The sequence below is a fragment of the Mycobacterium sp. UM_CSW genome, assembly GCF_000455205.1.
In the GTDB taxonomy this organism is placed as follows: Bacteria; Actinomycetota; Actinomycetes; order Mycobacteriales; family Mycobacteriaceae; genus Mycobacterium.
The window spans coordinates 35,098-49,636 of sequence record NZ_AUWQ01000025.1; the positions used below are offsets into that span (position 1 = coordinate 35,098).

Consider the following 14,539-nt stretch of genomic DNA (forward strand, 5'->3'; position numbering starts at 1 on the left):
GTTTGCGTCTGGTCGCCGTTCTAGGCGAGCGCTTGTTCGAGGTCGGCCAACAGGTCGGCCTCGTCCTCGATGCCGACCGAAAGCCGCACCAGGTCGTCGGGGACTTCGAGTTGCGAGCCGGCCGTCGACGCGTGCGTCATGGCGCTCGGCAGCTCGATCAGCGACTCGACGCCGCCGAGCGACTCGGCCAGGATGAACACCTCGGTTCGGGCGCACAGCTGCTCGGCGGCCTGCCGGCCCCCGCGCATGCGAACCGAGACCATGCCGCCGAAGTCGCGCATCTGGCGCGCGGCGACTTCATGGCCGGGATGCCCGGGCAGACCCGGATACAGCACCGCGCTCACCGAGGGATGCCCGGCGAGGAATTCGGCTACCGCGCAAGCGTTTTCGCTGTGCCGCTGCATCCGCAGCGCCAGGGTCTTCAGGCCGCGCATGGTCAGGTAGGCGTCGAACGGGCCCGGCACCGCGCCCGCCCCGTTCTGCAGGAAGGCGAACGCGTCGTCCAACTCCTGGTCGTTGGTGATCAGCGCCCCACCCACCACGTCAGAGTGGCCGCCGATGTATTTGGTGGTCGAGTGCAGCACCACGTCGGCGCCCAGCGTCAGCGGCTGCTGCAGCGCCGGCGACGCAAAAGTGTTGTCCACCAACAGCTTCGCGGAGTTTTGTTTGCCCAGCTCCGCGATCGCGGCGATGTCGGCGATGGTCAGCAACGGGTTGGTCGGTGTTTCCACCCAGATCAGCCGGGTGTGCGGGGTGATCGCGCCCGCGACGGCGTCCAGGTCGGAAAGCGCCACCGGCGTGTACGAGACGTCCCACTTGGTGAACACCTTGTCGATCAACCGGAAGGTGCCGCCATAGGCGTCGTTGGGGATGACGAGGTGGTCGCCGGGCCGCAGCATCGCCCGCAGGGCGCAGTCGCCGGCCGCCATCCCGGACCCGAACGCGCGCGCGAAGGCGCCCTCCTCGACGGCCGCGAGCGAGGCCTCCAGCGCATCCCGGGTCGGGTTGCCGGTGCGCGCGTAGTCGAATCCGCCGCGCAGGCCGCCAACGCCGTCCTGGGCGAACGTGCTGCTGGCGTAGATCGGGGCGTTCACCGCCCCGGTCGCCGGATCCGGCCGGTACCCGGCATGGATGGCCTTGGTGGCCAATCCCTTGAACTTGTGGTCTGCGCTATGGTCCTCGCTCATCGACGCTCAGCCTAGTGACAGCCCCGATCGGGCATGAAAATCGGTGGCGAGGGTACTCGTCGTCGTCCCCATGCGATGACCAGCCAGGGAGAACCACCATGCCCGACGACGGCGCCACCCGGACCGAACTGTCCCTTTTCGATCGCTGCGCGACCTATACGGGCGAATGGGTTTCCAGGCCTTCGTTTTTCGCGATCTGCGTGCTGGTGGTGGTCGCGTGGATACCCACCATTTGGGCGCTGCCCACGGTCGATACCTGGCAACTGGTCATCAACACCGTCACCAACATCATCACGTTCCTGCTCGTCGCGTTGCTGCAAAACACCCAGTCGCGCAGCAATCGCGCGATGCAGCACAAGCTCAACGCGATCGCCGACGCACTGCAATACCTGACGGGTGAACTGGACGGGCAGCCACCACGCCTTCAGCGGCACCGCGCCGCGTTGGGCGACGCGGTCGGCTCGGAAATATGGATGGGCTCCCGGTCTGACCTGGGGCGGCTCAGCCCTCTTCGATCGGCAGGCACACGGTCGTCATGATCTTGTCCGCCAAGGTTTGCCGCTTGGCGTCCCACAGCGGGAACAGGTAGCCGAGGCCACAGATGAGCGAGTCAACGAAGTGCGCGATCTGGCGCACCACCGACATCCCGAAACCGATCGGCTGGCCGGTGACCTCGCTGACCACCTTGAACTTCATCACCGACTTGCCGATGCTCGAGCCGGTGACGCCCTGGCGGTAGCCGTAGTCCCAGACCAGGTAGGCCACCGCGGCCAGCCACGTCAACCAGAACGCCATCGTGCCGATGCCGCTGGGCTGGTTGACGCAGTACTGATTGACGCTGTACTGCGTGATGTCGCTGACGCACGACTGTTGCGTCGTGAGGGCCTGAATGAGCGCGCCGATGCCGACCAGGATGCCGGCCGGGATGTTGTCGATGAGATACGCCAGCACCCGGGTGACCCACGGGGTGTAGGACTCCGTCGGCAGGGCGCGGATCGCCGGACCGGGCGGGGGCGGCGCGTATCCGCCCGACGACGGGGGAGGCGGCGGGTAGGAACCGCCGGACGGGGGCGGCGGAGGGGGCGGAGAGGCTTGTTGGCCACCGGCCCCAGGGGGCGGCGGGTAGGACTCGCCGGGCGACGGTTGATCGGACATGGGCAACCCTCCACTGCGTTAGCTGAACCAGGCCGAATTACAGTACCTCGGGCCGGCTTGGCTAAGCGGTTTTAAGCGGCCCTAACGCCGGCCCGTGGATCCGCGGGGCCCCTCCGACAGGAATCCCAACAGGTCGTACCGGGTGATCACCCCGACGGGTTTGCCCTTCTCCACCACCATCAGCGCGTCCCAGTCGCGCAGGGCCTTGCCCGCAGCGCTGACCAGCTCACCGGCGCCGATCATCGGCAGCGGCGGGCTCATGTGCTGCGCGACGGCGTCGGCCAGCTTGGCCCGGCCCTCGAAGACGGCGGACAGCAGTTCGCGCTCGGAAACGCTGCCCGCGACCTCGCCGGCCATCACCGGCGGCTCGGCGCCGACTACGGGCATCTGCGACACCCCGTACTCGCGCAGGATGCCGATGGCGTCGCGCACCGTCTCGGACGGATGGGTGTGCACCAGGTCGGGCAGCTCGCCGGACTTGCGGCGCAGCACGTCGCCGACGCTGAATTCCTCGGTCGACCCGTCGAGGCGCGCGCGCAAGAACCCGTACGACGACATCCACGCGTCGTTGAAGATCTTCGCCATGTAGCCTCGCCCGCCGTCGGGCAACAGGACCACGACCAGCGCGTCGGGTCCGGCCTCCTCGGCCACCTTGAGCGCGGCGACCACCGCCATCCCGCACGACCCGCCGACCAGCATCGCCTCCTCGCGGGCCAGCCGCCGGGTCATGTTGAACGAGTCGGAGTCCGACACCGCGATGATCTGGTCGGGAACGGTGCGGTCGTAGGCGTCCGGCCAGAAGTCCTCGCCGACGCCCTCGACCAGGTAGGGCCGACCGCTACCGCCCGAGTACACCGAGCCTTCCGGATCGGCTCCGATGATTTTGACGCGGCCGCCGGACACCTCCTTGAGGTAGCGGCCGGCGCCGGTGATCGTCCCGCCGGTGCCGATGCCGGCCACGAAATGGGTGATCTTGCCGTCGGTGTCGGCCCAGATCTCCGGGCCGGTGGTGGCGTAGTGGCTGGCCGGTCCCTCCGGGTTGGCGTACTGGTCGGGCTTCCAGGCCCCCTCGATTTCCCGGGTCAGCCGGTCCGAGACGCTGTAGTAGCTGTCCGGGTGGTCGGGCGGCACCGCCGTCGGGCACACGACCACCTCGGCGCCGTAGGCGAGCAGCACGTTGCGCTTGTCCTCGCCGACCTTGTCGGGGCAGACGAACACACACTTGTACCCGCGCCGCTGGGCCACCAAAGCCAGGCCGACGCCGGTATTGCCCGACGTGGGTTCGACGATGGTGCCCCCGGGCTTGAGCTGCCCGCTGGCCTCGGCGGCGTCGATCATCTTCACCGCGATCCGGTCCTTCGAGCTGCCGCCGGGATTGAGGTATTCGACCTTGGCCGCCACGGTGCCGGCGCCGTCGGGAATGACGGAGTTCAGCCGCACCAGCGGCGTTCCCCCGATGAGGTCACTGATGTGCTGCGCGATCCGCATGCGTTCATCGTCTCAGGCGCTTTCGCGCGGCGCACACTCGCTAGGTCCGATTGCGCGACTCCTTACTCGCGCCGTGCCGGCGCTCGCCGTCGTCGCGCTAGGTCCGATTGCGCGACTCCTTACTCGCGCCGTGCCGGCGCTCGCCGTCGTCGCGCTAGCCGGTGGCCTCGCGGATGTAGTCGCCGATCTGGCGCAGCGAACGGATCGCCTCCGGAACCAGCGGCGCGGCCAGCTGGAAGTCGTGGACCTGGCCGGGCCAGACCCGCACCTCGGCCGGCACCCCGACCGCCGCCAACCGCGAGGCCGCCAACTGCGCGTCATGCAGCAACACCTCGGATCCGGAAACGTGGATGAGCGTCCGCGGCAGGCCGGGCTTGATGTGCTCCAGGGGCTCGTAGATTTCTTCGGGTTTGCCGTCGACGATGTTCTTTTCGGCCGCGCTAGCAACCAATGCGACGAGCGCGTCAAACGCGTTCGCGGAGAACATCGCGTCGCTCTTGATGTTGGGGTGCGCCTGCTTGCATTCCTTTGCTAGCTGCAGCAGTGGCGAGATCGCCACGAGCGCCGCGGGCATCTCGGACTCGCCGTACCCTTCCTCCTGCAGGCGTTGCGCCAGGGCCAGCGCGAGGTACCCGCCCGCCGAGTCGCCGGCGAGCACGATCTGGTCCGGCTCGTAGCCACGCTCGCGCAACCATTGGTACGCGTCGTGGCAGTCATTGAGGGCCATGCCGATCGAGTGCTTGGGCAACAGCCGGTAGTTGACGACCAGCACCGGCGAGTCAGCAAACTTCGACAGCGTCTCGACCAGCCGCCCGTGCGAGTTTGCTCCACAGGTCAGAAACGCGCCGCCGTGCAGGTAGACGATCACCCGGCGGGTGCCGTCCGCGGGCAGCACTCCGGGGGCCCGCACCAGCTGCGCGGAAGCATTGGGCAAGTTCACCGTCTCGCGGACGGTGGCGGAGACCGGGAGCAGGACCCGGGCCGCGACGTCGATGAGACCCCACGGCCACGGCAGGTTGGGAACGTGGCTGCCGACGGACAAGACCGGCCGGATGGTGAGTCGGGAGGCGAGGTTAGCTACCCGCGCAGCAACGCTGGGACCGGACTCGAGTACCTCGACCGGTGCGCCGTCGCTGATGGCAAATCTGCGAGCCTCAACTCTACGTCGCTTGAGAACCTCATGTGGCCGAACGGTATTCCGGGGGGAACCGGATACCTTGCTAGGTGCGGTCATGCTCAACACTTCCTACGCCCTTGTAGTCCGATACAGCATGTGACGAGGCAGCCAAGCGTCCGGTTCAGCCCACTCTCCAGGGCGTTCAGCCAACCCTTGAAACTTAGCTTGACAGCCTTTGCTGAGTAGAACGTTTGAAGAATCTGATTCGATACCACATTTGATTCACAACGTGACCACATTGTTCATAAGCCGCCCGCGCAAACCCTTGAGCCGAACTAAACTGGCCGTGTGACCATCCGGGTGCCGCGTCGTTCGACGATCGCCCTGGCCACAGCCGGCGCGCTCGCCTCGACGGGGACTGCCTATCTCGGCGCACGCAACCTGCTGGTTGGCCAGGCGGCGCACACGCGCACCGTCATTCCGAAGGCCTGGGACATCCCGCCGCGTGCCGACGGCGTGTACACCCCCGGCGGCGGGCCGGTGCAGCGGTGGCAGCGCGGCATGACCGCCGACGTGCACCTGATGATCTTCGGCGACTCGACGGCCACCGGATACGGCTGCATGAGCGCCGAGGAAGTGCCCGGCGTGCTGATCGCCCGCGGGCTGGCCGAGCGGGCAGGCAAGGTCGTCCGGCTGAGCACCAAGGCCATCGTCGGCGCCACGTCGAAGGGTGTCGCCGGTCAGGTCGACGCGATGTTCGTGGCCGGCCCGCCGCCGGACGTGGCGGTGATGATGCTGGGGGCCAACGACGTCACGGCCCTCAACGGCATCAGCCAGTCGGCGCAACGGCTGGCCATGACCGTGCGCAAGCTGCGCTCCCGCGGCGCGGTGGTGATCGTCGGCACCTGCCCCGATCTCGGTGTCATCAGCGCGATCCCGCAGCCGCTTCGCTCGCTGGCGCACGCGCGGACGTCGCAGCTCGCCCGCGCCCAGACCGCCGCGGTCCGGGGGGCGGGCGGCGTGCCGGTCCCGATGGCGCAGCTGTTGGCACCCCAATTCCGGACCGCGCCCGAGCAGATGTTCTCCGCCGACGGCTTCCACCCCTCGCCGACCGCGTACGCGCTGGCCGCCGAGGCGCTGCTGGAGGCGGTGTGCGACGCGCTGGGCATCGAGGTCGAAAGCCCGACGCCGGAGGTTTCGGTCCCCGCTCCCGCATCGAGGCTCGACGATTCTCCCGCGCGGTTGACCCTCGTGACGCGGCTGTGGCGGCGCCCGACCGCCGCGTCCCCCGCCCCGTCTGATTCCCAGCCGGTCGGCACCGACTAGATTTGTTCTAGCCCGTCGGGGTGACAAAACACCCGCTTGGGAAGCGAGCCCGCGTCCGCTGGAAGGGAACAAACCATGCCTGAAGCCGTCATCGTCTCAGCCGTCCGCTCGCCGATCGGCCGCGCCATGAAGGGATCGCTGGTGTCCATGCGGCCCGACGACCTGGCCGCCCAGATGGTGCGCGCCGCGCTGGACAAGGTGCCCGCGCTCAACCCGCACCAGATCGACGACCTCATCCTGGGCTGCGGCCTGCCGGGCGGCGAATCCGGCTTCAACATGGCGCGCGTCGTCGCCGTCGAGCTGGGCTACGACTTCCTGCCGGGCACCACGGTCAACCGGTACTGCTCGTCGTCGCTGCAGACCACCCGGATGGCGTTCCACGCGATCAAGGCGGGCGAGGGCGACGCGTTCATCTCCGCGGGTGTGGAGACCGTGTCCCGATTCGGCAAGGGCAACTCCGACTCATGGCCCGACACCAAGAACCCGCTGTTCGACGAGGCCCAGGAGCGTTCGGCCGCCGCGGCTCAGGGCGCCGACGAGTGGCACGACCCCCGCGCCGACGGGAACCTGCCCGACGTCTACATCGCGATGGGCCAGACCGCCGAAAACGTCGCCATCCTCACCGGCATCAGCCGCGAGGAGCAGGACCGCTGGGGGGTGCGCAGCCAGAACCGCGCCGAGGAGGCCATCAAGAGCGGCTTCTTCGAGCGCGAGATCACCCCGGTGACCCTGCCCGACGGCACCACCGTCACTACCGACGACGGCCCGCGCCCGGGCACCACCTACGAGAAGGTCAGCGAGCTCAAGCCGGTGTTCCGGCCCAACGGCACCGTCACAGCGGGCAACGCGTGTCCGCTGAACGACGGCGCGGCCGCGCTGATCATCACCAGCGACACGAAGGCCAAGGAACTGGGTCTGACGCCGCTGGCCCGCATCGTGTCCACCGGGGTCAGCGGCCTGTCGCCGGAGATCATGGGCCTGGGCCCGATCGAGGCGTCCAAGAAGGCGTTGGCCAGGGCGGGCATGTCGATCGGCGACATCGACCTGTACGAGATCAACGAGGCCTTCGCGGTGCAGGTGCTGGGTTCGGCGCGCGAGCTGGGCATGGACGAGGACAAGCTGAACGTGTCCGGCGGGGCGATCGCCCTGGGCCACCCGTTCGGCATGACCGGCGCGCGCATCGCCACCACGCTGCTCAACAACCTGCAGACGCACGACAAGACGCTGGGCCTGGAAACCATGTGTGTCGGCGGCGGCCAGGGCATGGCGATGGTGATCGAGCGGCTCAGCTAGCCGCGCCGCGCGACTGCGTGTGAATCCTGGGCTTTGCGTGTGAGTCGTGGGCGGCGACACGCCGAGCGGCTGCGCCGTCAGTGCGCACTCAAAACCGTGAGCGCACAACCAAAAACGTTAGCCGCGCCGAACCCCGTCGGCGACGGCGCGCAGCTTGTCCGGGTTGGCCACGTTCTGAATGGTGACGATGCGCCCGTCCGCGTCGAGTTCGACTGTGAGCGTGGCGATCACGCGGCCTGAAGCCGAGAAGACAATGCCCGGTCCGCCGTTGATGTCCACGACTTCGGCTGTCATATCCGCGATTTCGACGCCTTCGTACGGGCGCTTGGTAACACCGGCGAGCCATGCCGCGACCTTGGCCATGCCCTCGACCGGGCGCAGCGCCTGGCGCACCTTTCCGCCGCCGTCCGTCCACAGCGTGACGTCGGGGGCGAGCAGCTGCATGAGGTCGTTGATGTCCCCGCCGGTCGCCGCGGAAAAGAAGCGTTCGGTGACCGCGCGCTTCTTGCCGCGGTCGGCCTCGAACCGGGGCCGGCGCGCCTGCACGTGATTGCGGGCGCGGTGGCCCGCCTGGCGCACCGCGGCCTCCGAACGCTCGACGGCCGAAGCGATTTCGGCGTAGCTGAAGTCGAACACCTCCTTGAGGACGAACACCGCGCGCTCCAAGGGGCTCAGCGTCTCGAGCACGACCAGCATCGCCATCGACACCGATTCGGCGGCCGCGACGTCCTCGGCCGTGTCTTCGCTCGTGAGGATCGGCTCGGGCAGCCACGGCCCCACGTAGGTCTCCCGCTGGCGCCGCGTCGAGCGCAGCCGTTGAATCGACAGATTCGACACGATGCGCGATAGGTAGGCCTTGGGGTCGGCGACCTGACCCCGATCGGCCGCCGACCACTTCAGCCACGCATCCTGGACCACGTCTTCGGCGTCGGCCGCCGAGCCCAGGATGCGATAGGCGATGGCGAACAACAGTTTCCGGTGTTCGACGAACGCGTGCTCGTCGGCGCTCATCGGGTGAAGCCCCCACCGCGCCGCCATGTCACGGCCCCCAGCGCGGGCAGCAACTTGAGCAATCGGTAGGTCGTCCACGGGCTGGCGCTCACCGTCTCCTTGTACGCGACGGCCCACCGACCGGCCAGATAGAAACGCGACGGGCTGTCGTCGGGGTGGGTGAACTGGATGACGGCGTCGTGCCGGCCCAGGCTCACCGGCTGGTGGATGTAGCCGAAGCGGAATCGCTTGGTCTGCTTGCCCTTCAGCTCCCGCACGATGTTGGCCGCGGCGTGCACACCGGTCGGGATGCCGCTCTGGCAGGTGCCGTGCACGAGGCCATAGCCTTGCCGGACCGCCGCGGCGTCGCCGACGACGTACACGTCCGGGTGCGACACCGAGCGCAGCGCCGCATCGGTGACGATTCGGCCGCGGTCATCGACGCGCAGGCCCGCGGCCGCCGCCAGCGGCGACACCCGCACGCCCGTGGCCCACAGCACCGCGCGCGCCGCGACGACCTCGCCGTCGGCCAGCGCGACCCCGTCGGGCATCACCTTGACGATGTCGACGCCGGAACGCATCCGCACGCCCAACCGGTCCAACCCGGCATGCAGGCGGGCACGCGCCTTGGGGCCCATCGTTGATCCGGGTGCCTGCCGGCTCAGCAGGACCACGTCGAGTTCGGGATGCCGCTCGGCGATCTCGGCCGCCGATTCGATGCCCGTCAGGCCGCCGCCGGCGACCACGACCGTCCCGGCGTCGAGCCGATCGAGCTGCTGGGCCAGCAACCCGGCGTCGTGGGCGCTGTTGAGCGTGTAGGCGAATTCGTCGACGCCGGGCACTACCTCGGTGTCGGCGACGGCGCCGAGCGCGTAGACCAGGGTGTCGTAGCCGATCGTGCGCTCGTCGTCGAGACGGACGGTCCGCACGTCGGCGTCGAGGCCGGTGACCCAGCCCTGGACGAACTCGACGTCGGTGCCGGCGAGCATGTCCGGGATCTCAAGGTCGGCTAGCCGCTGGCCCGAAGCAGCCTGGTGCAGGCGCAGCCGCTCGGTGAAACGAGCCTGCGGATTGACCAGGGTGACGCGCACGTCGTCGCGGCCCTTGACCCGGCGCGCCAAGCGGGTGGTGGCCGCCATGCCGGCGTAGCCGGCGCCGATGATCACGATGTGCTTCATGATGCTGCCTTTCGCGAGCGAATGTGTGCTGACAACCAGCAGACGCATCCAGCGGTCGCGGATGTGACATCGCGCGGGCGCACAAAAAACCGGCACGCCTGCGGGCGTGCCGGTTTTTCCCCGTCAGAGCCGGGGCTAGTCGTTTTGCAGGTAGCTGAGCAGGCGCAGGATCTCGAGGTACAGCCAGACCAGGGTCACGGTCAGGCCCAGCGCGATGCCCCACGCCGCCTTCTCCGGCGCGCCCGCCCGGATCATCTGGTCAGCCGCGTCGAAGTCGATCAGGAAGCTGAAGGCCGCGATGCCGATCATCACCAGCGAGAAGATGATGGCGATCGGTCCGCCGCTCCGCAGGCCGAGGCCTGTGCCGCCGCCGACGTGGAACATCGCCAGGATGAAGTTGCCGAGCATCAGGAACAGCGCTCCGAACAGGGCGGCGACGACCATCCGGGTGAACTTGGGCGTGACCCGGATGGCGCCCGTCTTGTAGACGACGAGCATCCCGAAGAACACACCGACGGTGCCCAGAACGGCCTCCCCGATCAGCGCGCCGGCGTTGGCGTTGGAGACCTGGAAGTTGGCGAAGACGAACGAGACGGCGCCGAGGAAAAGGCCCTCGAGAACCGCGTAGCTGAGCACGATCGCCGGGCTGTCCTGCTTGCGCCCGAAGGTGGCGATCAGCACCAGCCCGAGGCCGCCGAGCGCGCCGATCAGGGTCAGCGGCATCGCCAGCGCCAGGTTCGAGGCCACCATGAAGTAGGACACGACCGCGGCGCCGATCAGCACGGCCAGCGTGATGCCGGTCTTGGTGACGACGTCGTCGATGGTCAGCGGCCGAGACGCCCTGGTGTCCTGGTAGGGAGCCGCGTAGGGGTCGGCCTGGTAATAGCCCTGGGCCGCGCCAGTGCCGAATTGCGCGTATCCCCCGCTCTGCCTGGGCAGCGAACGAAATACCGGGTTACTTGTCTCCCGCACCGTCGGATCCTCTCTTAATGGCTATGGGTTCGAGCTGTGCGAACACCTGCTCAACGACCAGCGGGTCGCCCTAGTTCCCAACGGACCTGCTGTTTTCTCGCTGTTTTGAGGCTATTTAACGGGCTCTGCTGTTGTCGTCCGGTCAAACATAAACCTTACCCGCGGGGATCGCTGCGGTCGTGACGATCTAGATTGCTGGTCGAGACCGGGCGGCGATTGGGAGGACGAGAGCGTTGACCGTGGCAGCTGTCGAATCCGACGAGGTCCTGACCCGGGTTGAAGGCGGCGTCGGGTTGATCACGCTCAACCGGCCCAAGGCGATCAACTCGCTGAATCAGACGATGGTGGACGCGTTGAGCGCGGTGCTCACCCGTTGGGAAAACGACGACGCGGTGCGGGCGGTCGTGCTGTCCGGGGCGGGCGAACGCGGATTGTGCGCGGGCGGCGACTTGGTGCCGCTCTACCAAAGCATGCGCGAGGACGGGGCCCAGGCGCGGCGATTCTGGCGGGACGAGTATCTGCTCAACGGGCAGATCGGCCGGTTCGCCAAGCCGTACGTGTCGCTGATGGATGGCATCGTGATGGGCGGCGGGGTCGGCGTCAGCGCGCACGGGAGCGTACGTGTGGTGACCGAGACCTCGAAGGTCGCCATGCCCGAGGTCGGCATCGGCTTCATCCCCGACGTCGGCCAGATGTACTTGCTGTCGCGGGCGCCCGGCGCCCTGGGCATGCACGCTGCGCTGACCGGGTCGCCGTTCACCGGCGCCGACGCCATCGCGCTGGGATTCGCCGACCACTACGTGCCGCACAGCGAACTCGACGCGTTCACCCGAACGACCGTCGCCGATGGTGTCGAAAACGCGCTGGCGCGGCACGCGATCGAACCCCCACCCAGTGAGCTTGCCGCACAACGGGAATGGATCGACGAGTGCTATGCAAGCGACAGCGTGGTGGATATCATGGCCGCGCTTCGGGGGCATGACGCGGGACCGGCCAATGACGCCGCGAAAGTGATCGCCATCCGCTCCCCCATCTCGCTGTCGGTGGCGTTCGAAGGGCTGCGTCGTGCGGCCACAATGGAAACGCTGGAAGATGTTCTGACCCAGGACTATCGGATGGCGTCGGCGGCATCGCGTTCACCCGACTTCGTGGAGGGCATCCGTGCGCAGATCATCGACAAGGATCGCAATCCCAAATGGTCCCCGGCGACGCTGGCCGAGGTCACCGCGGCCGACGTGGAGGCGTATTTCGCGCCGGTCGACGACGACTTGAAATTCTAGAAAGGCGGTTGGCGTGCCAGAGAACTACGAGACCATCCTCGTCGAGCGCGATGCGCGGGTCGGGATCATCACGCTGAACCGCCCGCAGGCGCTCAACGCCCTCAACAGCCAGGTGATGACCGAAGTCACTAGCGCGGCAACCGAATTGGACGAAGACCCCGGAATCGGTGCGATCATCATCACCGGTTCGGCCAAGGCGTTCGCGGCCGGCGCCGACATCAAGGAAATGTCCGCCCTGACCTTCGCCGACGCGTTCGGCGCCGACTTCTTCGCCGGCTGGGGCAAACTCGCCGCTGTCCGCACCCCGACCATCGCCGCGGTGGCCGGACATGCGCTGGGCGGCGGCTGCGAGCTCGCGATGATGTGCGACCTGCTGATCGCCGCCGACACGGCGAAGTTCGGCCAGCCGGAGATCAAACTCGGTGTGCTGCCGGGCATGGGCGGTTCGCAGCGGCTGACGCGTGCCATCGGCAAGGCCAAGGCCATGGACCTCATCCTGACCGGGCGCACCATCGACGCCGCCGAAGCCGAACGGAGCGGCCTGGTTTCGCGGGTGGTGCCGGTCGACGACCTGCTGACCGAGGCCAAGGCCGTCGCCACCACCATTTCGCAGATGTCGCGCTCGGCGGCGCGAATGGCCAAGGAGGCCGTCAACCGTGCCTTCGAATCCACCCTGTCCGAGGGACTTCTCTACGAGCGCAGGCTGTTTCATTCGACGTTCGCGACCGAGGACCAGTCGGAGGGGATGGCGGCATTCATCGAGAAGCGGCCCCCCAACTTCACCCACCGATAGGACGCTTCGATGAGCGACCCGGGTCCCGCCACGACCGCCCCCGACGACGAAGCGGTGCACGAAGCCGCGCCGGAAGCCGCTGAGGCACCCCTCAAGCACGAGGCGCATCCGCATGAAAAGCCTTGGTGGGTGCGCCACTACACCTTCATGGGCACCGCGGTCGGCCTGGTTTTCATCTGGTTCTCGATGACGCCGTCGCTGCTGCCGCGAGGCGCGGTGTTTCAGGGCCTCGTGAGTGGGTTCTCCGGCGCCATCGGCTACGGGCTGGGGGTCTTCGCCGTCTGGCTGGTCCGTTACATGCGCACCCGGAACTACAGCCCGCCGCCGCCGCGCTGGGCGTGGAAGGTGCTGATCCCGGTCGGGCTGGTCGGCATGGTCGTGATGGCCATCCGGTTCCACGTCTGGCAGGACCGCGTGCGCGACCTAATGGGCGTCGCGCACCTGAAGTGGTACGACTACCCCATCGCCGCGGTGCTGTCGATCGTGGTGCTGTTCACGCTCGTCGAAATCGGCCAATTCATCCGGTGGCTGATCAGTTTCCTGGTCGGGCTGCTGGACCGGATTGCACCGTTTCGCCTCTCGGTGACCATCGTCGTGGTCGCGCTGGTGGTGCTGAGCATCACCTTGATGAACGGCGTCGTGCTGAAGTTCGCCATGCGGACCATGAACAACACCTTCGCGTCGGCCAATGACGAGGAGAGCCCCGACACGGCGCCACCCAAAACGCCGCTGCGGTCCGGTGGCCCGCAGTCGCTGGTGTCGTGGGAGTCGCTCGGCCGGGAGGGTCGCGTCTTCATCGAGGGTGGCCCGCGGGTCGACGAGCTGACCACGTTCAACGGATCCCCGGCCATGCAGCCGATCCGCGCCTACGCCGGGCTGAACTCCGCGGACGGCATCACCGCGACCGCCGAACTCGCGGCGCGCGAGCTGCAGCGCACTGGCGGGCTGCAGCGCGCCGTCGTCGCGGTCGCGACGACCACCGGCACCGGCTGGATCAATGAGGCGGAGGCCTCGACGCTGGAGTACATGTACAACGGCAACACCGCGATCGTCAGCATGCAGTACTCGTTCCTGCCGAGCTGGCTTTCGTTCCTGGTGGACAAGGAAAACGCCCGCCACGCCGGCCAGGCGCTGTTCGAGGCCGTCGACCGGCTGATCCGCCAGATGCCGGAAGGGCAGCGTCCCAAGCTCGTCGTGTTCGGTGAAAGCCTGGGATCGTTCGGGGGCGAGGCGCCGTTCATGAGCCTCAACAACGTGCTGGCCCGTACCGACGGCGCACTGTTCAGCGGGCCGACGTTCAACAACACCATCTGGACGGACCTGACCTCGACGCGCGACGCCGGCTCCCCGGAGTGGCTGCCGATCTACAACGACGGCAAGAACGTCCGATTCGTTGCTCGCGCAAGCGATCTCGGGCGTCCGGACGCCGCATGGGACCACCCGCGGGTGGTCTATCTCCAGCACGCCTCCGACCCGATCGCCTGGTGGACCCCGGATCTACTGTTCGCCAAGCCGGACTGGCTGCGCGAGAAACGCGGCTACGACGTGCTGCCCGAGACCTACTGGATCCCGGTGGTCACGTTCCTGCAGGTCTCGGCCGACATGGCGGTCGCGGTCGACGTGCCGGACGGGCATGGGCACCACTACGTCGCCGACGTAGCCAACGGCTGGGACGCGGTGCTGTCGCCGCCCGGCTGGACGCCGGAGAAGACGGACAAACTCCGGCCGCTGCTGCACTCCAACGGCTAGCGGCGATCGCA

At 68.0% G+C, this 14,539-nt stretch carries 13 protein-coding genes; 6 read left to right on the forward strand and 7 right to left on the reverse strand.

Annotated elements, in window-relative coordinates:
• Window positions 1–20 precede the first annotated feature (20 nt).
• Complete coding sequence (locus tag N415_RS10680) at window positions 21–1,187, reverse strand: cystathionine gamma-synthase (RefSeq protein ID WP_068180741.1); 1,167 nt, start codon at window positions 1,185–1,187, stop codon at window positions 21–23.
• A 98-nt stretch (window positions 1,188–1,285) separates the two neighbouring features.
• On the opposite strand from N415_RS10680, the gene N415_RS10685 reads away from it, so the two are divergent.
• Window positions 1,286–1,726: a low affinity iron permease family protein gene (locus N415_RS10685; protein WP_068180744.1), complete on the forward strand. Its 441-nt coding sequence runs from the start codon at window positions 1,286–1,288 to the stop codon at window positions 1,724–1,726.
• On the opposite strand, the gene N415_RS10690 is transcribed toward N415_RS10685, so the two are convergent.
• The 3 genes from N415_RS10690 to N415_RS10700 all read right to left on the reverse strand — a co-directional run bounded on the left by N415_RS10690 (window position 1,689) and on the right by N415_RS10700 (window position 5,064).
• Window positions 1,689–2,342 carry an RDD family protein gene (locus N415_RS10690; protein WP_068180747.1) on the reverse strand — a complete coding sequence of 218 codons (654 nt, stop codon included), beginning with the start codon at window positions 2,340–2,342 and terminating at the stop codon, window positions 1,689–1,691. The genes N415_RS10685 and N415_RS10690 overlap by 38 nt on opposite strands.
• Window positions 2,343–2,423: 81 nt before the next feature.
• Window positions 2,424–3,830 (reverse strand): cystathionine beta-synthase, encoded by a 1,407-nt coding sequence (locus N415_RS10695; protein WP_068105817.1) that lies wholly within the window; start codon window positions 3,828–3,830, stop codon window positions 2,424–2,426.
• Between the two features lie 154 nt (window positions 3,831–3,984).
• Entirely contained in the window at window positions 3,985–5,064 is a 1,080-nt protein-coding gene (locus N415_RS10700) for an alpha/beta hydrolase (RefSeq protein WP_068180752.1), read from the reverse strand.
• Between the two features lie 243 nt (window positions 5,065–5,307).
• On the opposite strand from N415_RS10700, the gene N415_RS10705 reads away from it, so the two are divergent.
• Together N415_RS10705 and N415_RS10710 are read left to right on the forward strand one after the other, a co-directional pair.
• Window positions 5,308–6,273: an SGNH/GDSL hydrolase family protein gene (locus N415_RS10705; protein WP_152531320.1), complete on the forward strand. Its 966-nt coding sequence runs from the start codon at window positions 5,308–5,310 to the stop codon at window positions 6,271–6,273.
• A gap of 75 nt (window positions 6,274–6,348) precedes the next feature.
• Entirely contained in the window at window positions 6,349–7,566 is a 1,218-nt protein-coding gene (locus tag N415_RS10710) for an acetyl-CoA C-acetyltransferase (RefSeq protein ID WP_068180758.1), read from the forward strand.
• Window positions 7,567–7,683: 117 nt separating this feature from the next.
• Here the strand turns inward: N415_RS10710 and N415_RS10715 are convergent, their stop codons facing one another.
• From N415_RS10715 to N415_RS10725, 3 genes are all read right to left on the reverse strand, one after another.
• Window positions 7,684–8,577, reverse strand: a complete 894-nt coding sequence (locus tag N415_RS10715) for an RNA polymerase sigma-70 factor (protein ID WP_081665177.1) — start codon at window positions 8,575–8,577, stop codon at window positions 7,684–7,686.
• Window positions 8,574–9,734 carry an FAD-dependent oxidoreductase gene (locus N415_RS10720; RefSeq protein ID WP_068180789.1) on the reverse strand — a complete coding sequence of 387 codons (1,161 nt, stop codon included), beginning with the start codon at window positions 9,732–9,734 and terminating at the stop codon, window positions 8,574–8,576. Before N415_RS10720 ends, N415_RS10715 begins: the two co-directional genes overlap by 4 nt.
• Window positions 9,735–9,869: 135 nt before the next feature.
• Entirely contained in the window at window positions 9,870–10,706 is an 837-nt protein-coding gene (locus N415_RS10725; RefSeq protein ID WP_068180763.1) for a Bax inhibitor-1/YccA family protein, read from the reverse strand.
• A 239-nt stretch (window positions 10,707–10,945) separates the two neighbouring features.
• On the opposite strand from N415_RS10725, the gene N415_RS10730 reads away from it, so the two are divergent.
• From N415_RS10730 to N415_RS10740, 3 genes are read left to right on the forward strand one after another with little or no spacing between them, the layout of a single operon-like run.
• Window positions 10,946–11,986 carry an enoyl-CoA hydratase/isomerase family protein gene (locus N415_RS10730; RefSeq protein WP_068180793.1) on the forward strand — a complete coding sequence of 347 codons (1,041 nt, stop codon included), beginning with the start codon at window positions 10,946–10,948 and terminating at the stop codon, window positions 11,984–11,986.
• A gap of 13 nt (window positions 11,987–11,999) precedes the next feature.
• Window positions 12,000–12,779, forward strand: coding sequence for an enoyl-CoA hydratase (locus N415_RS10735; RefSeq protein ID WP_068180766.1), 780 nt, complete (start codon window positions 12,000–12,002; stop codon window positions 12,777–12,779).
• Between the two features lie 9 nt (window positions 12,780–12,788).
• Entirely contained in the window at window positions 12,789–14,528 is a 1,740-nt protein-coding gene (locus N415_RS10740) for an alpha/beta-hydrolase family protein (RefSeq protein WP_068180769.1), read from the forward strand.
• The last annotated feature ends 11 nt before the right edge of the window (window positions 14,529–14,539 follow it).